Genomic DNA, 26,117 nt, shown 5'->3' on the forward strand with positions numbered 1-26,117 from the left:
GGGATATTTGATGCGATTGGAATAGACGCTTTCTGTCCTCCAATCGCTGGAAATATCCCGGGGGAGTCTGCCGCAGGCAGGCGGGGGCAGAGCCCCCTGCCCGGCTTAGTCTTCCGACTGCGCGTCCAGCTCTGCCGCGCGCTTTTCGACCAGCTCGACAATATGGTCGATCATCTTCTCGTTGGACAGCTTGTGATCTTGCTTGCCCGCCATGTAGATCATCCCAGATCCCGCGCCGCCGCCGGTAAAACCGATATCGGTCATTAGCGCCTCACCCGGCCCGTTCACCACGCAACCGATGATCGACAGGCTCATCGGCTGCTTGATATGTTCGAGCCGTTTCTCAAGAATTTCGACGGTCTTGATCACATCAAAGCCCTGCCGCGCGCAGGAGGGGCAGGAGATGATCTGCACGCCGCGTGTGCGCAGGCCCAATGACTTGAGGATCTCGAAGCCGACCTTGACCTCTTCGACCGGGTCCGCCGAGAGCGAGACACGGATCGTGTCGCCGATGCCCATCCAGAGCAGGTTCCCAAGCCCGATCGCCGATTTCACCGTGCCCGCCATGAGACCGCCCGCCTCGGTGATACCTAGGTGGATCGGCGCGTCGGTCGCCTCGGCCAGCGCCTGATAGGCGGCAGCGGCGAGGAACACGTCGGAGGCTTTCACCGAGATCTTGAACTCGTGAAAATCGTTGTCTTGCAGGATCTTGATGTGATCGAGCCCGCTTTCCACCATAGCCTCGGGGCATGGCTCGCCATATTTGTCGAGCAGGTGTTTTTCGAGCGAGCCCGCATTCACGCCGATGCGGATCGAGCAGCCGTGGTCCTTCGCGGCCTTGACCACTTCGCGCACGCGGCTGGCGTCACCGATATTGCCCGGATTGATCCGCAAGCAGGCGGCGCCGGCCTCGGCGGCCTCGATCGCACGTTTATAGTGGAAGTGGATATCCGCCACGATCGGCACCGGGCTTTCGCGGCAGATCTCGCGCAGAGCGCGGGTCGCGGCCTCGTCGGGGGTCGAGATGCGGACGATATCGGCGCCCACATCGGCGGCGCGCAGCACCTGATCGAGCGTTGCGCGCACGTCCGAACTGTCGGTATTGGTCATCGTCTGCACCGAGATCGGCGCATCTCCTCCGACCGGCACCGATCCAACCATGATCTGACGGGATTTGCGGCGGTAAATATTGCGCCACGGGCGGACGTGATTGAGCGACATCCAGCTCTCCTTCGCAGTCTCGCGCAGACCCTAAGCCAGCCGCTGCCCAAGGGCAACGGCTCTTCGTATCACACGATGGTGGGGTTACTGTCCGTTAGCCTCGGGCGCGATCAGGGCAGCCCCCGCATCGGCGACCGCGACCATGGCAGCGAGATCCGCATCTTGCGCGATATCGGCGGCGGCGTATTTCTCGGTCAGCGCCTCGGGCGAGAGCACGATATTCTTGGTCACCGAACCGCGCGAACCGGCCGGTCCATGGGCCACGCCATTGACCGCGAAATAGATCGCACCCGATTCCCCGGTGCGCATCACCGGCGCCTCTTCGAGCTTGGGCAGCGCGTAGCGTTCACCCGCGTCGAGAACCTTCTCGAAGAGGATCGAACCATCGGGGCTGGTCACCCGCACCCAGGACGGGCGCACGGCCAAAATTTCCACTTCCGGCGCATCTGCGCCAAGCGTCTGAACTCGCGGCGCCTCGAGCGCGGCGGTTTCCATGGCGGGCGTCTCGACACCGGTCTGCTCGGGTGCGACCGGGGTCAAGCCAGCCAGAACGCCCGTTTGGCTCGGGTCGATGGCCGAGATCGGCCCATCGCGCGACACCAGCTTGGGCACATCGAGCGCCGCGGGGCGATAGATACGGTCGAGCGCCTCGGCGCGCGGCATCTCGGGCAGCGCGTCGTTTTCAGCGGTGACGATCGGTTGCACGGATTGCAGCGGGTCAAGCTCTGCCACGACACCCGGGGCCTGATCGACCGGGGCAAGTTGCACGCGCTGGACCTCTTGCAGGACGGACCAGCCGCCATAACCGATCCCGCCAGCGAGCAGAGCGAGCACGAGAACCGAACCAAGCGCACGCGGTTCGATTTTCGTCCAGAAGGCTTCGGTGCGAGGCACGAATGACGCGTTGGGATTGGCCAGCGCCTCGGCCACATCCGCCGGGCGGCGCTGCGGTTTCGGGCCGGATGCGGCGGGGGCCATGCCATGAGTGGGCGAAAAATCCGCCTCGACGCAGAAACGTTTGAACGCCCAATCGGGATCGAGACCCAGATAGCGCGCGTAGGAGCGGACATAGCCCGCAATGAACGAGGGCGTTTCAAACGCGCTGACATCGCAGGCTTCGATCGCGGCGATATGGGCCGCTTTGATCCGCAATTCACGCTGCACATCGAGGAGCGATTTGGACAATGTCGCGCGCTCGCCGCGCATCACATCGCCCAGACGCAATTCGAAATCGTCGAAGCCCATAGGCTTGAACTCTTCCTGCGTCGAAGGATTTTGCCTCCGCCCGATCATGTGCCCGTTCCTGCCCCAGTTATAAAATGCAGTCGATTCGGGGGCTTTATCCCCCAATCGTTACAGAAAACCTATCACAAGCCAGAGAGCGATGCACTCGGGGAAACGGATCAGGCGCTCGCTTCGGCACGATTCAGCGCACAGCGCGACCAGAGCATGTCCATACCCTTCACCAAGTGATCAATCTGCAGGCTGTCATGCACCGGCGAGGGCGTGAAGCGCAGACGTTCCGTGCCACGCGGCACGGTCGGGAAGTTGATCGGCTGGACATAGACGCCGCATTCCGCCAGCAGCATATCCGAGAGCGCCTTGCAGTGCACCGGGTCGCCGATGATGACCGGAACGATATGGGTGCCGTGGTCGATGATCGGCAGGCCCAGCCCCTTCAGGCGCATCTTGAGAATCTTGGCGTGAAGCTGTTGCGCATCGCGCAGCTTCTGTCCGTCCTCGGTCTTGAGGAAGGCGATCGAGGCCGCAGCCCCGGCCGCAATCGCGGGCGGCAACGAGGTGGTGAAAATGAAGCCAGGGGCATAGGAGCGGATTGCATCGACCAGCTTGGCCGAGGCCGCGACATAGCCACCGAAGACGCCGAACGCCTTACCCAGCGTGCCGTTGATCATGTCGATCCGATGCGCGAGGTTGTCACGCTCGGAGATGCCGCCGCCGCGCTTGCCATACATGCCGACCGCGTGGACCTCGTCGAGATAGGTCAGCGCGCCGAATTCCTCGGCGAGGTCGCAGAAGCCTTCGAGCGGGCCGATATCGCCATCCATCGAGTAGATCGATTCAAAGGCGATCAGCTTGGGCGCGGCCGGATCGTCCGCTTCCATCAGCGCGCGCAGGTGATCGAGATCGTTATGGCGGAAGACGCGCTTGGCGCCGCCATTGCGCTTGATGCCTTCGATCATCGAGGCGTGATTCAGCTCATCGGAATAGATGATGAGACCGGGGAAGAGCTTCGGCAGCGTCGAAAGCGTCGCGTCATTGGCGATATAGGCCGAGGAAAAGACCAGCGCGGCCTCTTTGCCGTGCAGATCGGCGATCTCCGCCTCAAGGCGTTTGTGATAGGCCGTGGTGCCCGAGATATTCCGGGTGCCGCCCGAGCCTGCACCGACCGCGTCGAGCGCCGTGTGCATCGCTTCAAGCACCGCCGGGTGCTGGCCCATGCCCAGATAATCGTTGCCGCACCAGACGGTGATGTCCTGCTTGGACCCGTCAGGCTTGTTCCAGACCGCTTTCGGGAACGCGCCCTTCTCGCGCTCGATGTCAATGAAGGTCCGGTAGCGGCCTTCGTCGTGCAAGCGTTGCAGCGCCTGATCGAGTGCAAGATTATAGTCCATTGTGCATTTCCTCGCCTTGGTTCGCTCGGTTAGCCTTAGCGGCCTGATACGCGCGCGACCTTGATAAAGGTCAAACGCTCTCGAGTGGAGGGAAAAAATGTCGCGCCCATGCATCAAATGCAAACATTCATTTTTCGAAATTCGTTTTTTCTGCCCTCGCGGCGGTGCTGGACAGTGCCGATGGCGCTGATAGGGTCGGCCCAAACAGGAGAATTGACATGCCGCTTTCCAAGGTTCTGGACCGTATCGACACCGCTCTACCGGACGCGATGGACCGTCTTATGGCGCTGTTGCGCATCCCGTCCATTTCGACCGACCCGGCCTATGCGGCGGAATGTGACAAGGCGGCCGATTGGCTGGTGGAGGAGCTTCAATCCCTTGGTTTCAAAGCGGAAAAGCATGAAACACCCGGTCGTCCCATGGTTGTCGCACGCCACGAGGCCCCCGGCCCGCACATCCTGTTCTACGGTCATTACGACGTGCAACCAGTCGATCCGCTATCGCTGTGGCACCGTGACCCGTTCGATCCGGCCATCGAGGAAACGCCCAAAGGGCCAGTGATCCGCGGGCGCGGTGCCTCTGACGACAAGGGGCAGTTGATGACCTTCATCGAGGCCTGTCGGGCTTACAAGGATGTGACCGGCGCTCTGCCCGGCAATCTGACGATTTTCCTCGAAGGCGAGGAAGAATCAGGCTCGCCCTCGCTCATTCCCTACATGAAAGCCCATGCCGACACGCTCCGCGCCGAGCTTGCACTGATCTGCGACACCTCGATGGTTTCGCCCGGCGTGCCCTCGATTGCGGGGCAATTGCGGGGGATGCTGAAGGATGAATTCACCCTGCACGGGCCGCGCATCGACCTGCATTCGGGCCATTACGGCGGCCCTGCGCTCAACCCGCTGCGCGAAATCTCGAAGCTGATCGCCTCGCTCCATGATGACACGGGCCGCGTGACGGTCGAGGGGTTTTACGACGGCGTGCCGGACCCCACGCCCGAGCAAAAGGCGCAATGGGCCGATTGCGGGTTCGACGAGGCCGAGTATCTGGGCAGCGTTGGCATGACCCGCGCGCATGGCGAGGACGGCTATTCCACGCTGGAACAGCAGTGGGCGCGCCCGACGATCGAGATCAACGGGCTTTGGGGCGGCTATCAGGGCGCGGGCTCGAAGACCGTGATCCCGGCCGAGGCGCATTGCAAGATCACTTGCCGTCTGGTGGGGGATATGGACCCCGATGACGTGCGTGCAAAGCTGCGCGCCCATATCGAGACGCGCCTGCCCGTGGATGCACGGATCACGTGGGACAGCGACCTCGAGGGCTCCCCGGCGGCGGTGATGAACACCGCCCGCCCCGAATTCGAGGCCGCCCGTCAGGCGCTTTCGGAAGAATGGGAGCGCGAGGCGGTGATCGTCGGCATGGGGGGCTCAATCCCGATCGCGGGCTATTTCAAGGAAATCCTCGGCATGGATGCGATGCTGATCGGTTTCGCCAATGACGACGACGCAATCCACAGCCCGAACGAGAAATACGACGTGAAGAGCTTTCACAAGGGCATCCGCTCCTGGGCGCGGATCATCGACCGGATCGCGGGCTGAGACCGGGCCGGGGGCTCTGCCCCCGGACCCCCGGGATATTTGGAGCGATTGGAACGGAAGTGGCTCGGCTCTGCAGGGCCTTCCTGTTCAGGGTCAGGCATTGCCGATGGATCTAATCGCCGAGCGCTCCGAAGTACGCCGCGCCGGCATCAGGGACCTTCGCGCGGTGCTTAGCCGACCACCATATCATCACGGTGGATCAAGGCGGCGCGTCCCGGGTAACCGAGAATGGTCTCGATCTCCTGTGAACGGTGGCCCGCGATCTGGCGGGCCTCGTCCGAGGTGTAGCGCATCAGCCCTTTGCCAAGCCCGGCCCCGTCGGGGCCTGCGATGGTCACCGGCTCGCCGCGACCAAAGCGGCCCGAGACTTTGGTGACCCCTGCGGGCAGAAGCGATTTGCCTTGCATCAGCGCCGCGACCGCGCCCGCATCGACGATCACCTCGCCACGCGGTTTCATCGCGCCGATCCAGCGTTTGCGGGCGGCTTGCGGGTCGCCCTCGGGCAGGAACCAAGTGCAGCGGGCCCCGGTTTCGAGCGCATGGAGGGGCCGGGTCACGAAGCCCTCGGCAATGACCATGGCGCAGCCCGCCGCGACCGCCGTGCGCGCGGCCAGAAGCTTGGTCTTCATACCGCCCTTGGAGACGCCGGAGATCGGATCGCCCGCCATCGCCTCAATCTCTGGGGTGATCCGCTCGACCACCTCGAAATGGCGCGCGGTGGCGTCCGATTTGGGATTGGCGGTATAAAGCCCGTCCACATCCGACAGAAGCACAAGCTGATCCGCACCGATGGTCACCGCGATCTGCGCGGCGAGCCGGTCGTTATCGCCAAAACGGATTTCGTCGGTGGCGACGGTGTCATTCTCATTCACGATAGGCACGGTGCCGAGGCTGAGCAGCGTCTCCATCGTGGCGCGGGAATTGAGATAGCGGCGCCGGTCGGACGTATCCTCGAGGGTGACAAGCACCTGCGCGGTGGTCACGCCATGCGGCGCGAGCCCCTCCTCATAGGCGCGGGCGAGGCGGATTTGTCCGACCGCCGCCGCCGCCTGCGATTGTTCAAGCGAGAGCGTCCCGGCAGGCAGGCCCAACACCCGGCGCCCCAGCGCGATCGAGCCGGAGGACACCAGCACCACATCGGTGCCGCGCGCGCGCAGGGCTGCGACGTCCTCGGCAAGCCCACGCAGCCAATCGGCCCGCAAGCCCTGCTCATCGACCAGAAGCGCCGAGCCGATCTTCACGACCAGCCGCTTGGCGGCGGACAGATCCGGTTTGCTCACGGCGTCCAGGGCTCCTCTTTGTCTTCGGCCCGGCGATCATCCTCGATCTCGGACCAAAGCGCACGCAGCACGATGTTCACGCCTTCCTTCGAGACCCCGGACATGAGATGCACGGGCGCACCCGTCACCTCTTCGAGCGCGGCCTTGCGTTCGGCCAGCGTTTCGGGGTCGATCGCGTCGATCTTGTTCAACACGGTAATCCGCGGCTTGTCGTAAAGCGCCTCGGAATAGGCCTCGAGTTCGTTCAGGATCGTCTCGCAATCCTCGGCGACGGTCTCGGAGGTGCCGTCGACCAGATGCAACAGGACCGAGCACCGCTCTACATGGCCAAGGAACTGGTCGCCAAGGCCACGGCCTTCGGAGGCGCCCTCGATCAGGCCCGGAATATCGGCGATGACGAATTCCTTGCCGTCGATGCCCACCACACCGAGGTTCGGCACCAGCGTCGTAAACGGGTAATCCGCGATCTTGGGGCGGGCGTTCGACACAGCCGCGAGGAAGGTCGATTTGCCCGCATTCGGCAGGCCCAGAAGCCCCGCATCCGCGATCAGCTTGAGCCGGAGCCAGATCGTGCGCTCGACGCCGTCCTGACCCGGATTGGCACGCGACGGTGCCCGGTTGGTCGAGCTTTTGAACCGCAGGTTGCCCCAACCGCCATTACCGCCCTTGGCGAGCAGCACGCGCTGCCCAACCTCGGTCAGATCGGCGATCACGGTTTCCTCGTCCTCGTCGATCAGCTCGGTGCCGACCGGCACCTTGAGCACGATATCGTCGCCATCCTTGCCGGTGCGCTGCGAGCCCATGCCGTGCTGGCCGTTCTTGGCGAAGAAATGCTGCTGATAACGGAAGTCGATCAGCGTATTCAGCCCCTCAACCGCCTCGGCATAGACCGAGCCGCCCTTGCCGCCATCGCCGCCATCGGGGCCGCCGAATTCGATGAACTTCTCGCGCCGGAACGACGAACAGCCCGCCCCGCCCGAACCCGAGCGGATATAGACTTTGGCGAGGTCGAGAAATTTCATGGGTCGCGTCCTTGTTGCAAGGCGCTCAGATACGCCGCCCCGGCCCGGTATTCAAGTGATTTGAGGCGCTTCGGAGGATGGGCGGCTCTGCCCGCACCCGGTTCGGGGCGCGGGCAGGCAAGCTCAGACCATCTTCTTGAGATAGGTCCAGGTCGGCACATGGGCGCCACGTGCGAGAGACCAGCTCTCGGCATCGCCCAGATATTCGAAACCGCAATTGGTCAGGACACGGGCCGAGCCCGGATTGTCCTGAAAGACCTCGGCCAGCAGCGTGCGGTCATTATGCGGGTTGGCGGCCACCAGCGCGGCCACCGCCTCCGAGGCGAAGCCGGTGTTCCAGAAACCCGCACCGACCCAAAAGCCGACCTCGGACTGGCCGTCCTCGATCCGCTCAAGCGAGACCACGCCCAGCACCTCGGCCAGCCCGTGCGACGAGCCGTCGAGAACCCAGACATCCTCGTTGCGATCCTCGGCCATGGCGCGCGCGATGAAATTCTCGGCGGCGCCCGGCGGCAGCGGATGCGGAATTGCGCGGGTGCCCTCGGCCACCCGTTTGTCGGAGGTATACATCGCGATCAGCCCGGCATCGGACTTGCGCAGCGGGCGCAGCACGAAACGCTCCGCCTCGATCACGGGTTGCGCGGAAATAGCTTCTTGAAACATTACGCTCCTCCTCGAACGCATCGGGCCAAGCCCTAACGTCTAATATGGGCGATTACATGACATCCGTCATGTCCCCGCACGAAAATCTTATCTCGGTTCCGGCCCCGTCCTCCTCGGCTCCGAAACGAGAAAGGGGACCGGCTTGTCGCCGATCCCCCCAATTTCACCTGGTTCAGGTTCGGCTTATTCGGCCGCCTCCGCAGTGGGAAGAACCGAAATGAAGGTGCGGCCCTTGAGGCCCTTGCGGAAGGTGACTTTGCCTTCGGTCGTGGCGAAGATCGTGTGATCCTTGCCCATGCCGACGCCTTCACCCGGCCACATCTTGGTGCCGCGCTGGCGGACGATGATGTTGCCCGGAATGGCTTCTTGGCCACCGTAGAGTTTCACACCGAGGCGACGACCAGCGGAGTCGCGACCGTTGCGGGACGAACCGCCTGCTTTCTTGTGTGCCATGGGTCTGTCTCCTTACTTCGCGAGGTCTTGGGCTTGCGCCACCCAGCCTTCACGCTCGATGCGGCCTTTGAACGAGAGCTTTTCATCGAATGCAGCGATGTCGGCTTCGGTCCAGGCGGCGATCTGCGCAAAGCTGGTCACACCGGCTTCGTTCAGTTTTTTCTCGAGCGCCGGGCCAACGCCCGAGAGCAGCTTGAGATCGTCTTTCACGTCGGTCGCGGCAGCCGCTGCCTTTTTCGGCGCGGCTTTCTTGGCCGGCGCGGCAGCGGCGGAACCATGTGCGGCACGACGTGCGATAGCGGTGCCGACAGCTTCCTTGATGCCCGATTTGTCCGCGCCCGAGGCGAGAACGTCGGTCACGCGCAGCAGGGTGAGCTGCTGACGGTGGCCACGGGTGCGCTGCGAGGAGTGCTTCCGGCGACGCTTGTGGTAGGTGATAACCTTGTCGGCCTTGATGTTGTCGATGACTTCTGCCTGAACGGCCGCACCTTCGACGAAGGGCGCGCCAACGGTCAGCTTGTCGCCACCGAGCATCAGAATTTCGTTGAACTGGACTTTGTCGCCAGCTTCTGCCGCAAGCAGTTCAACGCGGAGCAGATCGCCCGCCTGAACCTTGTATTGCTTGCCGCCAGTCTTGAGGACCGCAAACATGGGTCTTTCCTTCGTGTCAGCCGCGCCCTGTGGCCCCTCTCGGGTTCGTGGGTTGCCCCGCCTCGGACTGCGCGTCCCGTTGGGGACGAGTTGCAAAAATGATGACCGGCGGAAAGAGAGTCCTCCCGCCGGGTTCGCGGCTTATCGGGGATCAGTGGGCGCGAGTCAAGCGATTTGCCAAGATAATCGCGTGAATGCGATCTCAGGCTTTCCAGCGCGCCAGAGCCTCCGCCGGGCTGAGCCGGTTGCGGTCCGACCCCGCCCCGATGGCGCCCGGTGTGCGCGAGAGTTTCGGTGCCGGTGCGGGGTGTTCAAGCCCGTCATGGCTAACAAAGGTCGCGCGGGCCCGGTTATGCGGATGCTGGGGCGCCTCGGCAATGGTCAATACCGGGGTGGCGCAGGCATCGGTTCCCTCAAAGACCGCCGTCCAGTCCTCGCGCGAGCGCATGGCGAAGCAGGCGGCAAGGATTTCGCGCAGGCGCGGCCAGTTCGCACGATCCGCCCGGTCGGGCAGCGCGTCGGCCTCCAGCTCCAGCCCCTCGATCAGCGCGGTCCAGAATTTCGGCTCGATCGCGCCCACCGCCATATGGCCTCCGTCCGCGCATTCATAGGTGGTGTAGAAGGGGGCGGTGCCATCGAGCAGGTTCTCGCCGCGCCGGTCGCTCCACGCGCCCTGCTGCGCCATGCCCGAAATCATCGCCATGAGATGCGCGGTGCCGTCGGTGATTGCCGCATCCACGACCTGCCCCTGCCCCGTCGCCCGGGCATGGATCAGCGCGGCCAGCATCCCAAAGGCGAGATACATGCCCCCGCCCCCGAAATCGCCCAGGAGGTTGAGCGGAATCGCCGGGCGCTCGGGCGTGCCCATCGCGTGCAGCGCACCGGTCAGACCGATATAGTTGATGTCGTGGCCCGCGCGGTCGGCCAGAGGGCCGCTTTGGCCCCAGCCGGTCATCCGACCGTAAACGAGGGCGGGATTCTCCGGAAAATCCTCGGGGCCAAGACCCAAACGCTCCATCACCCCCGGGCGCATCCCCTCGACCAGCGCGTCGGCGCACACGATCAGCGCCCGGGCGGTCGCGCGGTCCATGTCGGATTTGAGGTCGAGTTCAAGCACATCGCGCCCACGGTCGAGAATGTCGCGGTCAAGCCCGAGCACATGCGCCTCGGCCCCGCCCGATCCGGGTCGCGCGATGCGGATCACATCCGCGCCCATATCGGCCAGCAGCATCGCTGCGAAGGGCGTCGGCCCCAGCCCCGAGATTTCGACGATACGTAGCCCGGCCAGCGGCCCCTGCCCCGGTTTGGTCATCTGCTCCTCCCGCAGGCCGGGGGTTTTGCACCCCCGGACCCCCGCAGGATATTTGGAGCAGACTGACGGGGGGAAGCCCCGGCAGGCGTGACGCTACGTCACGCCCGGGTCAGCTGGCGGCTTTTTCTTCGAGCGTGAGCCATTCCTCTTCGGCCGCATCGAGCGCGCCCTGACGTTCGGCCAGCATCTCGGTGGCTTTGCGGAATTTGACCGGCTCGCGGGTGAAGAGGTCGGGATCGGACAGCAACGCGTTGAGCTTGCCGATCTCGAATTCGAGCTTCTCGATCACGCCCGGCAATTCTTCGAGACGGTGTTTCTCGGTAAAGCTCAGGCCGGATTTGCGCGCGGGGGCGGGAGTGGCGGGTTTTTCCGGCGCGGGTTTGGCCGGGGCGGTGGTCGGCTTGACCGGTTTGGCCGCAGCCGGCTCGGCGGCCAGCGCCTTTTGGGTCTGGTAGTCGCTCCAGCCGCCCGCGTAGACGGTCGCGCGCCCGTCGCCCTCCATCGCAATGGTCGTGGTCGCCACCCGGTCGATGAAATCGCGGTCGTGGCTGACCAGCAGCACCGTCCCGTCATACTCGCCCAGAATGTCTTGCAAGAGGTCCAGCGTCTCGACGTCGAGGTCGTTGGTCGGTTCGTCGAGGATCAGCAGGTTCGAGGGTTTCGCCATGATCCGCGCCAGCAAGAGCCGCGCGCGCTCACCGCCCGAAAGCGAGCCGATGGGCGCGCGCGCCTGTTGCTCGTCGAACAGAAAATCCTTGAGATAGGCGACGACATGGCGGGGCTGGCCGCGCACCATCACCTGATCCGAACGGCCCGAGACGCGCATATCGGGGTCGTTCACCATCCCGTCCCACAGCGTCATGTCGAGATCGAGCGTCGCGCGCGCCTGATCGAACACGGCGATTTCGAGATTGGTGCCGAGCGTCACGCTGCCCTCATCGGGGGCGACCTCGCCGGTGAGCATTTTCAGCAGCGTGGTCTTGCCGACGCCGTTGGGGCCGACAAAGGCTACCCGGTCGCCGCGCAACACGCGCAGGTCGAACCCCTTGACGATCTGCTTCTCGCCGAAGCGTTTCGAGAGACCGCGCGCCTCGATCACGCGCTTGCCCGATTGGCCCGAGCTTTCCAGCTCCATCGCGGCGGTGCCTTGACGGCGGATCTGGGCGGCGCGTTCGGCGCGCAGGTCCTGCAACGCGCGCACCCGACCCATGTTGCGTTTGCGCCGCGCCGAGATGCCTTCGACGGCCCATTTCGCCTCGGCCTTGATCTTGCGGTCGAGCTTGTGGCGGGCCTCATCTTCCTCGGCCCATGTCTTCTCGCGCCACTCTTCGAAATGCTCGAAGCCTTGTTCGTTGCGGCGCACCTGTCCGCGGTCAATCCAGAGCGTGGCGCGGGTCAGCGCCCGCAGGAAGGCGCGGTCGTGCGAGATCAGGACAAAGGCCGTGCGGGTCTCGCGCAACTGGTCTTCGAGCCAGCCGATCGCCTCGATGTCGAGGTGGTTTGTCGGCTCGTCGAGCAGCATGAGTTCGGGCGCCTCGGCCAAGAGTTTCGCCAGCGCGGCACGGCGACGTTCCCCACCCGAGGCAGTCGCAACCGGGGTTTCGGGGCGGAATTTCAGCCCCTCGGCCACCATCGCAACCTTATACTCTTCGCCCGCATCGAGCGCGGAGGCCGCGAAATCGCCCAGGGTCTCAAAGCCCGAAAGGTCGGGTTCCTGCTCCATGTAGCCCACGCGCACGCCGGGCGGGACGACACGAGACCCGTGATCGGGTTCGACCAGCCCCGCCATCACTTTCATCAGGGTGGATTTGCCCGAGCCGTTGCGCCCGACCAGCGCGACGCGGTCGCCCTGCTGAACGACAAGATCGAGCCCGTCGAAAACGGGGTTCCCGCCGAAGGTGAGGCCAATATCGGAAAGCTGAAGAAGAGGTGCGCGTGCCATGCGCCTGCGCTAGCGCCCGCGCGCGGAAAGGTCAACGGCGCGCGTGCAGGGATGAACGCGCTAGCCCGCAAGTTCACGCAGCGCCCGCGCCCGCGCCGGGGGAATCGCCGCAATGTCGATGGCAGTGAAGACATGGAGCGTGCCCAGATCGCGGTCGATCACCGCGTGATCGCTGACCCAGCCGCCCATGCTCAGATAGGTGCGCAGAAGCGGCGGCATCTGCGCCTGCGCCGCGCGCAGATCGAGGGGCCGCGCCGCGACCATCTCGGGATAGGCGACCGTCTCGGGGGCGCGGGGGCCCGGCCGCAGGAGCGCAGGGGCAAGGTGACGGGCCGCCAGCGACGCGAACGCGTCCTGATAGGCCCTCCAGTCGGTGCCGGAAAAGCTCGAGCAGCCGATGAGCCCCCGCGCACCGACCCCATCGACAAGCCGCGCAAGCGCCGCCCAGCCCAGACGCAGGATGTCCGGATCGGTCCATTCAGGCGCGACGCAGAACCGCCCCAACTCGCACCACGGCCCCGACCCCGAGGCCAGTGCCGAAAGGTCGTAATACTGCGCGGAGTAGCTGTGTTCCGGACCCGTCTCTCCCGCCAGCACAAGCGCCCGAAAACACCCGACCAGCGCACCCTCGTCCCGCGTCTCGATCAGGAAATGCCGCGCCCGCGCGTCGAATTCATCGGCATCGCGCATGCCCTCGCCCCGAAAGCAACGCCCCCGGAGCGCCTGTGCCGCGGCGATATCGGCCTCGGTCTCTGCGAGTCGCACCACGTAGCGCCCGCGTTCGATGCGAAGCGCAACCATACGCGATCACCGGTTGAGGATTTGCGATGCGTTGACGCGACCGAAGTTGCCGAGCAGCTGACGGATCAGGCCGATGCCTTTCACGTTGCTTTCGGTGACGCGGCGCGACAGCGCCACGACCTCGCCATCGGCCAGTCCGAAACGCTCTACATTGGAGACCGTGCCGCCTTCGTCGAAGCTGATGGCGACGACCTGACGGTCGATCTCTTCGGGGGCGCGGGCGCCGTAATGCTTCCAGCGCGAGCCAACATAATACCAGCCGGACCCTTCCAGAAGACCCGAGGAAGACGGACGCCCGACGGCGGTGGCGACATCCTGACGGGTGCTTGTGCCGACCTCGACAAGGGCCAGATCGTCTTCGGTGGGAACATAGCCGTGGTTGCGGTAGATGGCCGTGCAGCCCGAAGCCGCCAGAGCCGCGCAAAGCGCCAGTGCGAATGCGCCCCGCCGCGTCATGGTCGATAGTGCCACGAATACCCCCTCTTGCCTCACTGCCTTCGGCCTTTTATCCCGATTACATCAACCCGGCCCGGCCCTCAAGCGCGTTGGACGCAAAAGGGCATTTGGACCGGGCAGCCTGAAAGGAAGCCCATGACCCGCGCGCCCGAGCCCACCGCCCCCCTTCCCTGGTCGAAGCCGCTGCGTGTGGCCGACCTGCCCGGCCGCAAGCCGACCCGGTTCGACCTCTCGCCCGATGCCGGGACCGCCGGGGCGATTGCGGATTGGGCCGATATTTCGGCGCTCAACTCCCTGCGGCTCAAGGGCGAGATCGTCCCGGCCGGTCGGCACGATTTTGACCTGCGCGCAAGTTTCGAGGCCGAAGTGGTGCAGCCTTGCGCGATCACGCTGGAGCCGGTGACCACCAAACTCAGCGAAACCGTGACCCGCCGCTATGTCGCGGGCATGGAGATGCCCAAGGGCGACGAGATCGAAATGCCCGAGGATGACAGCGCGGAACCCCTGGGCGACGTGATCGACCTCGCGGCCGTGGCACTCGAGGCGCTTGAGCTGGCGCTGCCGCTTTTCCCGCGTGCGCCGGGGGCCGAACTGGGCGAGGCGCTGGCCTCCGAGCCCGGCACAGCGCCCCTGCGCGACGAGGATACGCGTCCCTTCGCCAACCTTGCGGACCTCTTGAAATCCAAGGAAAACAAGGACTAAAGGGGCCGTCTGGGCGCATCGCGCCGGGGCCGGAACGGTGCATTTGAAAAAGCTGCAAGAAAGACCTTGCACCATCAAAGAATCCGAGTATGTTCCCGGCCTCATTCAAAGTTTGGGTTCGCACCCGGTCAGCCTTGCGGCGCCAGTGACGAAACTCCAGGAAAATCAGGGCTGTAACGCCCCCGAACACCCGAGGTTGTGACATGGCTGTCCCTCAGAACCGAGTTACGCGCTCCCGCCGCAACATGCGCCGCGCGCATGACGCTCTTGTTGCCGCGAACCCCGCGGAATGCCCGAACTGCGGCGAGCTGAAGCGCCCGCACCACGTTTGCGGCGCTTGCGGTCACTATGACGACCGCGAAGTGGTGGCACAGGCCGCCGAAATCGATCTGGACGACGACGCGGCGTAAGCCCGGTATCCGGGGGCCCGCACGTCATGCCGCAAGCGCAGGACCACATGCAGGCCTCTGGCCGCGAGGCGTCTTCTGACGCAGCGCGTCCCGATATCGAGACCCGTATCGACGACAAGGCGCTGGCTTTTGCCGGCGCTATTGTCATTTCCGTCGATGCGATGGGCGGCGACCGTGGCCCCGAGGCCGTGATCGAGGGAATCGCTCTGGCCGCGCGCCAATATCCGGCGATCCGCTATATCGTGCACGGGCAAGAGCCCATGCTGCGCCCGCTGGTCGAGGCCCGCGGGCTTGGTGCCGTTTGCGCCATCCGCCATGCCGACTGCGTGGTCACGATGGAGGACAAGCCGAGCCAAGTGATGCGCAGCGGCAAGGACACCTCGATGTGGTCCGCCGTCGAGAGCGTGCGCGAAGGCGTGGCCGAAGTGGCGGTGTCTTGCGGCAATACCGGCGCGCTCATGGCGATCTCGATGATCCGCCTGCGCAAGGTTCCGGGCGTGAACCGTCCCGCGATTGCCTCCTTCTGGCCCTCGCGCAACCCGTCTGGGTTCAACGTGATGCTCGACATGGGGGCCGACGTAAAGGCCGATGCCCCCGATCTTCTGACCTATGCGTTGATGGGCAGTTCCTACGCCCGCAACGCGCTTGGGCTGGAACGTCCGCGCGTGGGTCTGCTCAATGTCGGCACAGAAGAGCACAAGGGCCGCGCCGAGTTGAAGGCCGCCTATGAGCTGATTGCCGCCAATGAGACAGCGGGTCAGTTCGAATTCATCGGCTTTGTCGAGGGCACCGACCTTCCCTCCTCGCGCGTGGATGTGATCGTGACCGACGGTTTTACCGGTAATGTCGCGCTCAAGACCGGCGAAGGCACTGCGAAACTTGCCAGCGAGTTGCTGCGCGAAGCGCTTGGCAGCTCGCCTCTGTCGAAACTCGGCGCGCTGCTGGCGATGCGCGCGCTCAAGCGGCTGTCCGCGCGCCTCGATCCGCGCCGGGCCAATGGCGGCGTGTTTCTGGGCCTGAACGGCACGGTGGTGAAATCGCACGGATCGGCGGATGCGACCGGCATCGCCGCGGCGATTGAAATGGCCGTGAAGCTGGCGCAATCGGGATTTGGCGCGCGTCTCGCGGCGCGGGTTGCCTCTGCGGCAGTCTCGGGGCAGGATGCGCTTCCCGAGGCCGAGACCCAGAACGAGGCGAATGCATGATTACCAGATCCGTGGTCCGCGGCGTGGGGCATTACCTGCCCCAGCGTGTCGTCGAGAATGCCGAATTCGAGGCGACGCTTGACACTACGGATGAATGGATCCGCTCGCGCAGCGGGATCGAGCGGCGCCACTTCGCCGCCGAGGGCGAAACGACCTCGCAACTGGCTGTAAAGGCTGCCGAAGCGGCGCTGGCAGATGCCGGGATGACCGCCGACCAAATCGACGCGATCGTGGTGGCGACCTCGACCCCGGACCTCACCTTCCCGTCCGTTGCGACGATGGTTCAGGCCGGTCTGGGGATGACGCGCGGCTTCGCCTATGACGTGCAGGCAGTCTGTGCGGGCTTCGTGTTCGCGCTGGCCAATGCCAACGGGCTGATCGTCTCGGGTCAGGCCGAGCGCGTGCTGGTGATCGGCGCGGAAACCTTCTCGCGGATCATGGACTGGACCGACCGGGGCACGTGCGTGCTCTTTGGTGATGGTGCAGGGGCGCTGATTCTCGAAGCGGCGACCGGGTCGGGCACCAATGCCGACCGCGGCGTGCTGGCCACCGATCTCAATTCTGACGGGCGCTACCGCGAGTTGCTCTATGTCGATGGCGGCGTGTCCTCAAACGGTCAGGCCGGGCATCTTCGGATGCAGGGCAATCAGGTGTTCCGCCACGCCGTCCAGAAGCTTGCCGAGACGGCCCATGCCGCGCTCGACAAGCTGGGCCTGTCGGGCGGCGATGTGGACTGGATCGTCCCGCATCAGGCCAACCTGCGCATCATCACGGCCACTGCAGAGCGGATGCAGGTGCCGATGGATCGCGTCGTTGTCACCGTTCAGGACCACGGGAATACCTCGGCGGCATCGATTCCCCTCGCCCTGTCGATCGGACGCGAACGCGGCCAGATCAAGGACGGCGATCTGATCGTCACCGAGGCCATTGGTGGCGGTCTGGCCTGGGGCGCGGTGGTCTTGCGCTGGTAATCGCCCTGCCGACCGGCTTTTTGCGCCAATTCCCGCCGCAATTCCTGTCTGAACAACGGCTTGCAAGCCATTGATATTGACTCGGGATTTTTCTCGCCCCATCGTTGCGAAAACAATCCGGGGGGATTACATGTCCGACAAGACACTAACGCGAATGGATCTGAGCGAAGCGGTGTTCCGCGAGGTCGGTCTGTCGCGCAATGAATCGGCTTCGCTCGTCGAGAGCGTGCTGCAACATATGTCCGACGCGCTGGTTGCTGGCGAAACCGTCAAGATCAGCTCTTTCGGCACCTTCTCGGTGCGCGAAAAGGCGTCGCGGATGGGCCGCAACCCGAAGACCGGCGAAGAGGTTCCGATCAGCCCGCGTCGCGTGCTGTCGTTCCGCCCCTCGCATCTGATGAAAGACCGCGTCGCCGAGGGCAACGCGCAGTAACGGGGGCGGCGGATGCCCAAATCAGCCGACGCCTTCCGGACGATCTCGGAGGTGGCCGAAGTGCTCGACACGCCGGCCCATGTTCTGAGATTCTGGGAGAGCCGTTTCACACAGGTCAAACCCGTCAAGCGCGCGGGCGGGCGGCGCTATTATCGCCCCGCCGATGTCGAGTTGCTGGCCGGGATCAAGAAGCTTCTGCATGAGGATGGGCTGACCATCCGCGGCGTGCAGAAAATCCTCAAAGAGGACGGCGTGCGCCATGTGGCGGCTCTGGCCGGGCCGGTGACGCTGGGTGACGAAGAGGCAGCCGCGGAATCGACTGAGGCCTCCCCCGCATCGGTCGAAACCGCGCCCACGCCACACTGGCCAGAGGCCCCCGCGCCGGAACCGGAATCGGCGGAACCGGAAGCCGCTTTCCCGCAGGACCCGGACGATACAGCCCCCGAGACGCCCTACTCCGCCCCCGAAGCGGCCCCGACCGTTGTGCCCTTGGCCGCGTCCGGGACCTCGCGCAAGCCCAAGGACCCTTGGAACCAGCCCTCGCTTTTCGATGAGCCGGTGCCCGAGGCGCCGATGGCCGAGGACGTGGAACCCGAGGAGCCAGAGCTTTCCGAGCCACGTGGCGAGGTCGTGAGCCTGATGGTCGGTCGTGAGCCGGAACCGGAACCGGAACCGACGACCACCGCCGCCGCCACCGCCGCGCAAGACAGTCCCGAAAGCGATGTGGTCGCGCTCGATCACGTGGCCCGCGCCCTTCGCGCGGTTGCCCCGGACGCGCTCTCGTCCGAACAAATCGGTGTGCTTGCCAACGCCCGGACGCGGCTTGCCGCGCTCCGCGCGCAGCTCGGCCAAGCGCCCCGTCCGCGCGGCGAATAGACCCGACCCGCGGGATCGCACCGCGAAAATTCGAGGGACGAGAAAAGATGCGTTTTGCCGCTTGCACCCACCGCCCCGATGCCTCTATATGCGGCTCGTCGGGCCGTGGCGCAGCCTGGTTAGCGCGTCCGTCTGGGGGGCGGAAGGTCGCGAGTTCGAATCTCGCCGGCCCGACCATCACGACAAACGCCCATCCCTTTTCAGGGGTGGGCGTTCGTGTATCCAAGGAGAGCTGAGCCATGACGCTGGGTGTGCTGCCCGATACGGTGCTCAAAGCGATGATCGCGCGCGGCGAGATTTCCGCGCAAACGCCGATCATTCCGGAACAGATCCAGCCTGCGAGCCTTGATCTGCGGCTTGGCCGCGTGGCCTATCGCATCCGCGCCTCTTTCCTTGCCGGCAAGGGCCGCCGCGTCGATGCGCGCCTTGAAGAGTTCGAGATGCACCGCATGGACCTGACCGATGGCGCTGTGCTCGAGAAGGGCTGCGTCTATCTCGTGCCGCTCATGGAATCGCTCGCCCTGCCCGACGGGTTGACGGCGGTCGCCAATGCCAAAAGCTCGACCGGGCGGCTCGACCTGCTGACGCGCGTCATTACCGACGACGGCACCGAATTCGACCGCATCCCCGAGGGCTATGTCGGCCCGCTCTATGCCGAGATTTGCCCGCGCAGTTTCTCGGTTCTGGTGCGGCCCGGTATGCGGCTCAACCAGATCCGTTTCCGCGCCGGGCAGGCGGCGCTAAGCGACACCGAGCTGCGTGTCCTTCACGCCGAGGAACCCCTTGTCTCCGGCGAGGCCGTGATCGACGCGGGGCTCGGGTTTTCGGTCGATCTGCGCCCCGAGGCGGGCGATCTGGTCGGCTATCGCGCGAAACCCCATACCGGCGTGATCGACCTCGACCGCATCGCGCATTACCCCGCGTCGGAATTCTGGGAGGAAATCCGCACCAAGGACGGGCGCATCATCCTCGATCCGGGCGCCTTCTATATCCTTGTCTCGCGGGAGGCCGTGACGATCCCGCCCGATTTTGCCGCCGAGATGGCGCCTTATCTGGCGATGGTCGGCGAGTTCCGCGTCCATTACGCGGGCTTCTTCGATCCGGGCTTTGGCCATGGTGCGGCGGGCGGCACGGGCTCGCGCGGCGTTCTGGAAGTGCGCTGCCACGAGGCGCCTTTCGTGCTCGAACATGGGCAGGTCGTCGGGCGGCTGGTCTATGAACGAATGGCCGAGCGACCCGAGCGTCTTTATGGCGCGGGCATCCAGTCGAATTATCAGGGACAGGGCCTCAAGCTCGCCAAGCATTTCCGCGCCGGATAGGCTTTACATCGGCGGTTTATGCCGTTTTTTTGACCATTCAATTCACTTTTCGCGGAAAAACCCCACGTAAATTTGACAGCGCCCCGCGCGTCATGCCTTCTGGATATATCCAAAGGATAGTCTGAAGGAGGTTCTCGTGAAAACTGTTATTCTGAGTCTTCCGATCATGCTGGCCGCGGCGGCTGTCTCGGCACAGAGCATGAGCGAAACCGAAACCAAGGGATTTGTCGGGGTGAACTGGGTCTTCGGCCAGGGGTCGAGCGGCCTCGAAGGCGTGCTCGGCGTGGCCCGGATCAAGACCGAGTCCGATGGCGATGCCCGTGGTGGCAAGCTCTCGGCGCATTTCGGGCTGGGCAACGGCGTGGCCTTTCGCAACGTGAAACTGAGCGGGCTGTCGGGCGATGACGACCTGATGGGCGAGCTTGGGATTGGCTGGGGCACCAAGGGGCTTTTCGGCAATGTCGGGCTGTGGGGCGACTATGCCAATATCGGCGCGAATATCTATCGTGACGATTGGGAAGGCTATGTCGGCATCCATTCGCTCGATATCGACGCACCAAGCGGGGCCGCGCCGGTCGTGGACGAAGGTGAAACCCCGTCGATCATCACACCGGGCGACACCGACAATCCGCAATAGGGCGCGCCCCAGCGTTCAGAAGAACCGCCGGGTGATGCGCGCAGCCTTGCGCGCCTTGGCGGCGGTTTGCTTGGCTTGCTGTGCCTGCTTGCGCTCTTCAGGGGTCATGGCGCTCGGCGCCTTGCCCCGGCGCGCGGCGAGGTCGATCCCCTTGTTGATGCCCATGTTGATCCCACGGCGCATCACCATGCGGATGACCATGTTGATGATCTGATTCAAGTTCATCCCGGTCTCCTCAATCCTCGAACATTTCGGACTGACCGTCGGGATCGGCCTCGTCCTCTTCGTCGCCCGGCCCTTCCGACCCCGGCATCGCACGGCTATCCAGCAGCCCCGCCGCCCGGAGTTCCTTGAGACCCGGCAGATCGCGCGCGGACTCGAGGCTGAAATGGTCAAGGAACGTCTGCGTGACGACGAAGGTCACGGGCCGTCCCGGCGTCATCCGGCGGCGGCCGAACCGTATCCATTCCATTTCGAGAAGCTGGTCGATCGTGCCGCGCGACACGGCTACGCCCCGTATCTCTTCGATCTCGGCGCGGGTGGCGGGCTGGTGATAGGCGATGATCGCCAGTGTCTCGATCGCAGCCCGGCTGAGCTTGCGTGTCTCGACCGTCTCTTTCTGCATCAGGAAAGCGAGGTCCGGCGCGGTGCGGATCGCCCAGGCGTCGCCCACCTTGACGACGCGCACGCCCCGCCCCTCATAGCGCTTGCGCAGATAGGCTAGCGCTTCGGCAGGGTCAGAGCCATGGGGCATCCGCTCTTCCATCTCGCGCAGCGTGACGGGTTCGGCGCTCGCAAAGAGGATTGCCTCGACCATGCGTTCCTGTTCCGCGATGGGCGGCGCTTCGAACAGCGTCTTCTCGCGCTTGCGGCGGGGATGGTCTTCGGCCTCGGGGCTCTCGGTCTCGGGCGTATCGGTCATGGCTTCCTGCGGATCGAAATCGGGGCGAAGGTCTCGGACTGGCGGATCTCGATCTGGCCCTGTTTGGCCAGTTCGAGCGAGGCGGCAAATGTCGCGGCGGTGGCCGAGCGGCGACGGCGCGGATCGCCGCCCCAGCCCTCGGGCAGGTAGCTGACGATATCGGTCCAGTCACCTGCAAAGCCGATCAGCCCGCGCATCCGGTCAAGCGCCTGCTCCATCGTGAAAACATTCGTGCGATCAAAGGCATAGGGGCGGAACTCGTCACGGGTGCGAATGCGCGCATAGGCCTGCATCAGATCGAGAAGCGAGGCTGTGTAGGTCACCTTGCGCACCCGCTCGACCTCTTCGCCGATACCGCGCGCGAAGGTATCCCGACCAAGCTGATCGCGCGCCATAAGCTGCGCCGCCGATTGCCGCATCGCTTCAAGCCGCTCAAGCTGAAAGGCGAGGTGCGCGGCGAGATCCTCGGCGCTTGGACCCTCAGCCTCGGGATCGGGAGGCAAGAGCAGCCGCGACTTGAGGAACGCAAGCCACGCCGCCATCACCAGATAATCTGCGGCAAGCTCGATCCGCAGCGCCTTGGCCTTGTCGACGAAGGCCAGATATTGCTCGGCCAGTTGCAGAACGGAAATCTTGCGCAGATCGACCTTTTGCGTCCGCGAGAGCGTCAGCAAAAGATCCAGCGGTCCTTCGAACCCGTCCACATCGACGATCAGCGCCTCGGCCTGAAGCCGCTCCGCCACGCTCTGGCTGTCAAACAGGTTGATTTCGGTTTCGGCCATAGGCTCCGCACTCACAAGAGTGCTTCAAGTTCGGCTTCCAGCGCGGCCATGTCAACCGCCTGCGGCCCCTTGCGCAGGGCAAGAGCCCGCTCGGCGCGGGTGTTTGCCGCATCGCTCATCGCCCCTGCGGCAGCAACAGCCGCTTCCATCTCGTCGCGCGCGCCATTGCAGTGCAGGACCAGATCGCAGCCTGCCCGCATCGACGCGGCCGCCCGCTCGCCAATGGTGCCCGAGAGCGCCTCCATCGAGATGTCATCGGTCATCAGGAGTCCGTCAAAACCGATCTCATCACGGATCAGCCCGATCATGCGCGGGCTCTGCGTGGCAGGCGCGTCATCAAAGGCAGTGAAGCGGATATGTGCCGTCATGCCCAGAGGCAGGTCATTCAGCGCCCGGAACGGGGCGAAATCGCTCTCGCGCAGATCGTTGGCGGGCGCATCGACCACGGGGAGGTCCTTGTGGCTGTCGGCCTCGGCGCGGCCATGGCCCGGCATATGCTTGATGACCGGCAGCACGCCCCCGGCCAGAAGTCCCTCGGCCGTCGCGCGTGCGCCCAAGATCACAGCCTCGGGCGTTGTGCCGAAACAGCGGTTGCGCAGGAACGGATGGGTGCGCGGCCCCGCAATGTCGCAGGTCGGCGCACAGTTCACATCAATCCCGACCGCGCGCAGTTCCTCCGCCTGCATCCGCGCGCGCAGCCACAGGCCACGGCGCGGATCAGCGCTGTGCTGGGCCTGCTCAAGCGGCGGCAGCCACTCGCGCCAATGCGGCGCGCGCAAGCGCTGGACCCGGCCACCTTCCTGGTCGATCAGGATCGGCGCATCCCAGCCAACAGCCTCGCGCAAGGATGAAGTCAGGCGCGTAACCTGTTCGGGTGTTTCGATATTTCGGCCAAAGAGAATAAAGCCCCAAGGGGACGCATCGCGGAAGAAAGTGCGCTCGTCCGCCGACAGTGTCAGCCCTTCACAGCCGAGGATCGTCGCGCTGGCCGCCACGGTCAGCGCACCAGAGCGGGGATGCAGTTGGTTTGCTCGGCCTGAAGCGCCGCGCAGAAACGGCGGGCCTCGGCCACATCCGTGAAGCCCTGCACGCGGAGCCGGTAGAAGGTCCGCCCACCCGAGCTTGCCTCCTGGATCACGCGCTTCTTGCCATCCATCAGGGTCTCGAACCGTTCGGCCACCCGGCCCCATTCGGCCTTGGCCAGATCGACGCTGTCAAAGGCGCCCAGCTGCGCGAGGCGCGTGCCTTCGGGAAGGCTCGCCGGGTCGATATCGACGCTCACCGGGGCCGGATCGCCAAAGCTGCCGGCAACGGCCTGCGCAGCCGCTTCGGCCACCAGATCGCGCGCGGGGCGCGCCATCGGGCGCGGAGAACGGCTTACACCCGGCACCGAGGCCGGGATGACCTTGACCTCGGCCGCAGCGATGTCGGGCGCGGCTTCGGCAGGGGTATCCGCAGCGGGCGGCTCAAACGCGACCGGCTCGACCTGGGCTTCAGGCTCGGCCTGAACCTCGGGCACAGCGAGGGCCGCGATGTCGCCCATCGGGACGTCCTCATCGGTCAGATCAACGAGATCGGGCGCAAGTGCGACCTGATTGGGCGCGGGCGCAGCCGTGCCGGTCCCGGCCACCGCGTTCACCGACAGGCCGACATGGCGAGCCAGATCGCCGCCCGGATCTTCGGGTGCAATGCGGGCGGGGCCTTCCATCGCGCGGATCACCGGCACGCCGGAAACATCGCGCACGGCCAGTTTATAGCCCCAGACCACCACACCGCAGATCAGCGCAACCGAAGTCGCCGCCCCGGCCAGATTGATCCAGCGCTGCATCGGGTTCGGGGGCGCGACAGGGACGGGATGCGCTTCGCCCATGGGCGAATGGGGCGCATATGCGCCCTCATGACCGTAATCGCCGCTGTCGCGGTAATTCATGCTCGCCATTCATGCCTCGCCGCCGGTCACCCGGCTTGTCTGCCTCTCCCGGCGGCGGCACGCTTCAGCGCATCTCTTCCGCAGGGGTCACGCCAAGAATAGCAAGACCGGCGGAAATGACAACGGCAGAGGCCCGTGCAAGGGCGATTTTCGCCGATGATGCGGCCTCGTCACCCTCCTGGAAGAAGCGCAGCGCCGGTTCCTCGTTGCCACGGTTCCACAGCGCATGCAGATCAGACGCCAGATCGTAGAGGAAGAACGCGATCCGGTGCGGCTCGTTCGCGCGCGCGGCGATTTCGACATGGCGTGGCCATTCGGCAATCTTCCTCACCAGCTCCAGCTCCGCCGGGTGCGTATTGCCCGACAGATCGGCGCCTGCCAGACGCGCATCCGACATGTCCCAACCCGCCTCGGCGGCCTTGCGCATCACCGAGCAAACCCGTGCATGGGCGTATTGCACATAGAAGACCGGGTTATCCTTGGACTGTTCGAGAACCTTGTCGAAGTCGAAATCCAAGGGGGCATCGTTCTTGCGGGTGAGCATGTGGAAGCGCGTCACATCCGCACCCGCCTGCTCGACCACGTCGCGCAGCGTCACAAATGTGCCCGCGCGTTTCGACATCTTGAAGGGCTCGCCATTCTTGAACAGCTTCACCAGTTGGATCAGCTTGATATCGAGCGGCACCCGGCCCTCGGAGAGCGCAGCCACCGCCGCCTTCATCCGCTTCACATAACCGCCGTGATCGGCGCCGAACACGTCGATCAGCATGTCAAATCCACGCTCGACCTTGGTCCAGTGATAGGCGATGTCGGGGGCGAAATAGGTCCATGCGCCGTCCGATTTCTTCACCGGACGGTCCACGTCGTCGCCAAATTGCGTCGATTTGAAGAGCGTTTGCTCCCGCTCTTCCCAATCTTCGGGCAGCTTGCCTTTCGGCGGCTCCAGCACGCCTTCGTAGATCAGGCCAAGGTCTTCGAGGCGCTTAAGCGCGGCCTCGATCTGGCCCGTCCCGTAGAGCGACTTCTCGGAGTAGAAGACATCCATCTTCACGCCCAAAAGCGCCAGATCGCCACGGATCATCTCCATCATGGCTTCGGTCGCAAAATCGCGCACATCGGCCAGCCAATCGGCCTCGGGCTTGTTCAGGAGGCTGTCACCGTATTTTTCCTTGAGCGCGGCGCCAACCGGGATCAGGTAATCGCCCGGATAAAGCCCTTCGGAAATCTCGGGTTCGAGGCCATGCGCCTCGCGGTAGCGCTCATAGGCCGAGCGGGCCAGCACATCGACCTGCGCGCCGCCGTCATTAATGTAATATTCGCGCGTGACATCGTAGCCCGCAAAATCAAGCAGGCTCGCCAGCGCGTCACCAAAGACCGCGCCGCGGGTATGGCCGACATGCATCGGACCGGTCGGGTTGGCCGAGACATATTCGACATTCACCTTGATGCCCTGCCCCAGCGTGGCGCGACCGAAATCGGTACCAGCGCGCAGCGCCGCGCGGGTCACATCGGCCCAGATCGCGGGCGCAAGACGCAGGTTGAGGAAGCCGGGGCCCGCCACCTCTGCGCTCTCGATGCGCGGATCGGCGGCGAGTTTCCCGGCCAGAGCCTCGGCAATGTCGCGCGGTTTCATCTGCGCGGGCTTGGCCAGAACCATCGCGGCATTGGTCGCCATATCGCCATGCAGCGGGTCGCGCGGCGGTTCGACGGCCACATTGGCGGTGTCGAGCCCGGCGGGCAGCGTGCCTTCGGCGGTGAGATCAGACAGCGCGGTCAGCACCGCTTCGCGGATATCGGCAAAGATGTTCATGGCATGGGTCCTTCGTTGCCGCTTCCCTGCCAGAGCGCGGGCGCGGCGTCAACAGGCGCGAGGGGCGCGCCCCTCTGGGCCTTGCGGCCCA

Annotated in this window: 27 protein-coding genes and 1 tRNA gene; 10 read left to right on the forward strand and 18 right to left on the reverse strand. The window is 64.9% G+C overall.

Annotated elements, in window-relative coordinates; genetic code table 11:
- Positions 1-105: 105 nt before the first annotated feature.
- The 3 genes from ispG to hemA form a co-directional block, all read right to left on the reverse strand.
- Positions 106-1,221, reverse strand: a complete 1,116-nt coding sequence (gene ispG / locus P0X85_RS05965; protein ID WP_275810022.1) for a flavodoxin-dependent (E)-4-hydroxy-3-methylbut-2-enyl-diphosphate synthase — start codon at positions 1,219-1,221, stop codon at positions 106-108.
- An 84-nt stretch (positions 1,222-1,305) separates the two neighbouring features.
- Complete coding sequence (locus P0X85_RS05970; protein ID WP_275810025.1) at positions 1,306-2,514, reverse strand: helix-turn-helix domain-containing protein; 1,209 nt, start codon at positions 2,512-2,514, stop codon at positions 1,306-1,308.
- A gap of 110 nt (positions 2,515-2,624) precedes the next feature.
- The gene (hemA, locus tag P0X85_RS05975; protein ID WP_275810029.1) at positions 2,625-3,854 is read right to left on the reverse strand and encodes a 5-aminolevulinate synthase; all 1,230 of its coding nucleotides are present in this window, start codon (positions 3,852-3,854) and stop codon (positions 2,625-2,627) included.
- Positions 3,855-4,072: 218 nt separating this feature from the next.
- Between hemA and P0X85_RS05980 the strand changes: the two genes are divergently transcribed.
- Complete coding sequence (locus tag P0X85_RS05980; protein WP_275810032.1) at positions 4,073-5,449, forward strand: M20/M25/M40 family metallo-hydrolase; 1,377 nt, start codon at positions 4,073-4,075, stop codon at positions 5,447-5,449.
- Between the two features lie 170 nt (positions 5,450-5,619).
- On the opposite strand, the gene proB is transcribed toward P0X85_RS05980, so the two are convergent.
- The 9 genes from proB to P0X85_RS06025 all read right to left on the reverse strand — a co-directional run bounded on the left by proB (position 5,620) and on the right by P0X85_RS06025 (position 14,029).
- Complete coding sequence (gene proB / locus P0X85_RS05985) at positions 5,620-6,729, reverse strand: glutamate 5-kinase (RefSeq protein WP_275810035.1); 1,110 nt, start codon at positions 6,727-6,729, stop codon at positions 5,620-5,622.
- On the reverse strand, positions 6,726-7,751 hold the full coding sequence (gene obgE / locus P0X85_RS05990; protein WP_275810038.1) for a GTPase ObgE: 1,026 nt from the start codon (positions 7,749-7,751) through the stop codon (positions 6,726-6,728). Before obgE ends, proB begins: the two co-directional genes overlap by 4 nt.
- A 123-nt stretch (positions 7,752-7,874) precedes the next feature.
- Entirely contained in the window at positions 7,875-8,414 is a 540-nt protein-coding gene (locus P0X85_RS05995; RefSeq protein ID WP_275810041.1) for a GNAT family N-acetyltransferase, read from the reverse strand.
- Positions 8,415-8,597: 183 nt separating this feature from the next.
- Positions 8,598-8,867, reverse strand: a complete 270-nt coding sequence (rpmA, locus tag P0X85_RS06000; RefSeq protein WP_275810044.1) for a 50S ribosomal protein L27 — start codon at positions 8,865-8,867, stop codon at positions 8,598-8,600.
- Positions 8,868-8,879: 12 nt separating this feature from the next.
- Positions 8,880-9,518, reverse strand: coding sequence for a 50S ribosomal protein L21 (locus P0X85_RS06005; RefSeq protein WP_275810047.1), 639 nt, complete (start codon positions 9,516-9,518; stop codon positions 8,880-8,882).
- A 202-nt stretch (positions 9,519-9,720) separates the two neighbouring features.
- Positions 9,721-10,830: a CaiB/BaiF CoA transferase family protein gene (locus P0X85_RS06010; protein ID WP_275810051.1), complete on the reverse strand. Its 1,110-nt coding sequence runs from the start codon at positions 10,828-10,830 to the stop codon at positions 9,721-9,723.
- Positions 10,831-10,939: 109 nt separating this feature from the next.
- Positions 10,940-12,772, reverse strand: coding sequence for an ABC-F family ATP-binding cassette domain-containing protein (locus P0X85_RS06015; RefSeq protein WP_275810054.1), 1,833 nt, complete (start codon positions 12,770-12,772; stop codon positions 10,940-10,942).
- A gap of 60 nt (positions 12,773-12,832) precedes the next feature.
- A complete protein-coding gene (locus tag P0X85_RS06020; protein WP_275810057.1) occupies positions 12,833-13,573 on the reverse strand; it encodes a GNAT family N-acetyltransferase in 741 nt (246 codons plus the stop codon).
- Positions 13,574-13,579: 6 nt separating this feature from the next.
- Positions 13,580-14,029, reverse strand: coding sequence for an outer membrane protein assembly factor BamE (locus P0X85_RS06025; RefSeq protein ID WP_275810649.1), 450 nt, complete (start codon positions 14,027-14,029; stop codon positions 13,580-13,582).
- Between the two features lie 135 nt (positions 14,030-14,164).
- Between P0X85_RS06025 and P0X85_RS06030 the strand changes: the two genes are divergently transcribed.
- From P0X85_RS06030 to P0X85_RS06070, 9 genes are all read left to right on the forward strand, one after another.
- Positions 14,165-14,731 carry a YceD family protein gene (locus P0X85_RS06030; protein WP_275810060.1) on the forward strand — a complete coding sequence of 189 codons (567 nt, stop codon included), beginning with the start codon at positions 14,165-14,167 and terminating at the stop codon, positions 14,729-14,731.
- Positions 14,732-14,934: 203 nt separating this feature from the next.
- The gene (gene rpmF, locus P0X85_RS06035; protein WP_275810063.1) at positions 14,935-15,141 is read left to right on the forward strand and encodes a 50S ribosomal protein L32; all 207 of its coding nucleotides are present in this window, start codon (positions 14,935-14,937) and stop codon (positions 15,139-15,141) included.
- A 26-nt stretch (positions 15,142-15,167) separates the two neighbouring features.
- Positions 15,168-16,346, forward strand: coding sequence for a phosphate acyltransferase PlsX (plsX, locus tag P0X85_RS06040; RefSeq protein WP_275810066.1), 1,179 nt, complete (start codon positions 15,168-15,170; stop codon positions 16,344-16,346).
- Positions 16,343-17,317: a beta-ketoacyl-ACP synthase III gene (locus P0X85_RS06045; RefSeq protein ID WP_275810069.1), complete on the forward strand. Its 975-nt coding sequence runs from the start codon at positions 16,343-16,345 to the stop codon at positions 17,315-17,317. The genes plsX and P0X85_RS06045 overlap by 4 nt, the downstream gene beginning before the upstream one ends.
- Positions 17,318-17,447: 130 nt before the next feature.
- On the forward strand, positions 17,448-17,750 hold the full coding sequence (ihfA, locus tag P0X85_RS06050; RefSeq protein ID WP_275810072.1) for an integration host factor subunit alpha: 303 nt from the start codon (positions 17,448-17,450) through the stop codon (positions 17,748-17,750).
- A 12-nt stretch (positions 17,751-17,762) separates the two neighbouring features.
- Positions 17,763-18,626 (forward strand): MerR family transcriptional regulator, encoded by an 864-nt coding sequence (locus P0X85_RS06055; protein ID WP_275810075.1) that lies wholly within the window; start codon positions 17,763-17,765, stop codon positions 18,624-18,626.
- 99 nt (positions 18,627-18,725) lie between these two features.
- Positions 18,726-18,803 (forward strand) — tRNA-Pro (locus tag P0X85_RS06060).
- 62 nt (positions 18,804-18,865) lie between these two features.
- A complete protein-coding gene (locus P0X85_RS06065) occupies positions 18,866-19,945 on the forward strand; it encodes a 2'-deoxycytidine 5'-triphosphate deaminase (RefSeq protein ID WP_275810078.1) in 1,080 nt (359 codons plus the stop codon).
- Between the two features lie 136 nt (positions 19,946-20,081).
- Entirely contained in the window at positions 20,082-20,582 is a 501-nt protein-coding gene (locus P0X85_RS06070) for a hypothetical protein (protein ID WP_275810081.1), read from the forward strand.
- A 15-nt stretch (positions 20,583-20,597) separates the two neighbouring features.
- Here the strand turns inward: P0X85_RS06070 and P0X85_RS06075 are convergent, their stop codons facing one another.
- Genes P0X85_RS06075 through argS form a run of 6 tightly spaced genes read right to left on the reverse strand, consistent with a single transcriptional unit; the run spans position 20,598 to position 26,026 of the window.
- The gene (locus tag P0X85_RS06075) at positions 20,598-20,807 is read right to left on the reverse strand and encodes a hypothetical protein (protein ID WP_275810084.1); all 210 of its coding nucleotides are present in this window, start codon (positions 20,805-20,807) and stop codon (positions 20,598-20,600) included.
- A 10-nt stretch (positions 20,808-20,817) separates the two neighbouring features.
- On the reverse strand, positions 20,818-21,504 hold the full coding sequence (scpB, locus tag P0X85_RS06080) for an SMC-Scp complex subunit ScpB (RefSeq protein WP_275810087.1): 687 nt from the start codon (positions 21,502-21,504) through the stop codon (positions 20,818-20,820).
- Positions 21,501-22,286, reverse strand: a complete 786-nt coding sequence (locus P0X85_RS06085) for a segregation and condensation protein A (protein ID WP_275810090.1) — start codon at positions 22,284-22,286, stop codon at positions 21,501-21,503. Before P0X85_RS06085 ends, scpB begins: the two co-directional genes overlap by 4 nt.
- Before the next feature lie 11 nt (positions 22,287-22,297).
- A complete protein-coding gene (nagZ, locus tag P0X85_RS06090; RefSeq protein WP_275810093.1) occupies positions 22,298-23,281 on the reverse strand; it encodes a beta-N-acetylhexosaminidase in 984 nt (327 codons plus the stop codon).
- Between the two features lie 2 nt (positions 23,282-23,283).
- On the reverse strand, positions 23,284-24,225 hold the full coding sequence (locus P0X85_RS06095; protein ID WP_275810096.1) for an SPOR domain-containing protein: 942 nt from the start codon (positions 24,223-24,225) through the stop codon (positions 23,284-23,286).
- 55 nt (positions 24,226-24,280) lie between these two features.
- The gene (gene argS, locus P0X85_RS06100) at positions 24,281-26,026 is read right to left on the reverse strand and encodes an arginine--tRNA ligase (protein WP_275810100.1); all 1,746 of its coding nucleotides are present in this window, start codon (positions 26,024-26,026) and stop codon (positions 24,281-24,283) included.
- Positions 26,027-26,117: the final 91 nt, after the last annotated feature.

The sequence above is a fragment of the Pseudothioclava nitratireducens genome, assembly GCF_029210495.1.
Lineage (GTDB): Bacteria > Pseudomonadota > Alphaproteobacteria > Rhodobacterales > Rhodobacteraceae > Pseudothioclava > Pseudothioclava nitratireducens.

Excerpts from the sequence above, each read along its gene's own strand:
- ispG (WP_275810022.1), bottom strand. The coding sequence starts at position 1,221 with ATGTCGCTCAATCACGTCCGCCCGTGGCGCAATATTTACCGCCGCAAA.
- P0X85_RS05970 (WP_275810025.1), bottom strand. The coding sequence starts at position 2,514 with ATGATCGGGCGGAGGCAAAATCCTTCGACGCAGGAAGAGTTCAAGCCT.
- hemA (WP_275810029.1), bottom strand. The coding sequence starts at position 3,854 with ATGGACTATAATCTTGCACTCGATCAGGCGCTGCAACGCTTGCACGAC.
- P0X85_RS05980 (WP_275810032.1), top strand. The coding sequence starts at position 4,073 with ATGCCGCTTTCCAAGGTTCTGGACCGTATCGACACCGCTCTACCGGAC.
- obgE (WP_275810038.1), bottom strand. The coding sequence starts at position 7,751 with ATGAAATTTCTCGACCTCGCCAAAGTCTATATCCGCTCGGGTTCGGGC.
- P0X85_RS05995 (WP_275810041.1), bottom strand. The coding sequence starts at position 8,414 with ATGTTTCAAGAAGCTATTTCCGCGCAACCCGTGATCGAGGCGGAGCGT.
- rpmA (WP_275810044.1), bottom strand. The coding sequence starts at position 8,867 with ATGGCACACAAGAAAGCAGGCGGTTCGTCCCGCAACGGTCGCGACTCC.
- P0X85_RS06005 (WP_275810047.1), bottom strand. The coding sequence starts at position 9,518 with ATGTTTGCGGTCCTCAAGACTGGCGGCAAGCAATACAAGGTTCAGGCG.
- P0X85_RS06010 (WP_275810051.1), bottom strand. The coding sequence starts at position 10,830 with ATGACCAAACCGGGGCAGGGGCCGCTGGCCGGGCTACGTATCGTCGAA.
- P0X85_RS06015 (WP_275810054.1), bottom strand. The coding sequence starts at position 12,772 with ATGGCACGCGCACCTCTTCTTCAGCTTTCCGATATTGGCCTCACCTTC.
- P0X85_RS06020 (WP_275810057.1), bottom strand. The coding sequence starts at position 13,573 with ATGGTTGCGCTTCGCATCGAACGCGGGCGCTACGTGGTGCGACTCGCA.
- P0X85_RS06025 (WP_275810649.1), bottom strand. The coding sequence starts at position 14,029 with ATGACGCGGCGGGGCGCATTCGCACTGGCGCTTTGCGCGGCTCTGGCG.
- P0X85_RS06030 (WP_275810060.1), top strand. The coding sequence starts at position 14,165 with ATGACCCGCGCGCCCGAGCCCACCGCCCCCCTTCCCTGGTCGAAGCCG.
- rpmF (WP_275810063.1), top strand. The coding sequence starts at position 14,935 with ATGGCTGTCCCTCAGAACCGAGTTACGCGCTCCCGCCGCAACATGCGC.
- plsX (WP_275810066.1), top strand. The coding sequence starts at position 15,168 with ATGCCGCAAGCGCAGGACCACATGCAGGCCTCTGGCCGCGAGGCGTCT.
- P0X85_RS06045 (WP_275810069.1), top strand. The coding sequence starts at position 16,343 with ATGATTACCAGATCCGTGGTCCGCGGCGTGGGGCATTACCTGCCCCAG.
- ihfA (WP_275810072.1), top strand. The coding sequence starts at position 17,448 with ATGTCCGACAAGACACTAACGCGAATGGATCTGAGCGAAGCGGTGTTC.
- P0X85_RS06055 (WP_275810075.1), top strand. The coding sequence starts at position 17,763 with ATGCCCAAATCAGCCGACGCCTTCCGGACGATCTCGGAGGTGGCCGAA.
- P0X85_RS06065 (WP_275810078.1), top strand. The coding sequence starts at position 18,866 with ATGACGCTGGGTGTGCTGCCCGATACGGTGCTCAAAGCGATGATCGCG.
- P0X85_RS06075 (WP_275810084.1), bottom strand. The coding sequence starts at position 20,807 with ATGAACTTGAATCAGATCATCAACATGGTCATCCGCATGGTGATGCGC.
- scpB (WP_275810087.1), bottom strand. The coding sequence starts at position 21,504 with ATGACCGATACGCCCGAGACCGAGAGCCCCGAGGCCGAAGACCATCCC.
- P0X85_RS06085 (WP_275810090.1), bottom strand. The coding sequence starts at position 22,286 with ATGGCCGAAACCGAAATCAACCTGTTTGACAGCCAGAGCGTGGCGGAG.
- P0X85_RS06095 (WP_275810096.1), bottom strand. The coding sequence starts at position 24,225 with ATGGCGAGCATGAATTACCGCGACAGCGGCGATTACGGTCATGAGGGC.
- argS (WP_275810100.1), bottom strand. The coding sequence starts at position 26,026 with ATGAACATCTTTGCCGATATCCGCGAAGCGGTGCTGACCGCGCTGTCT.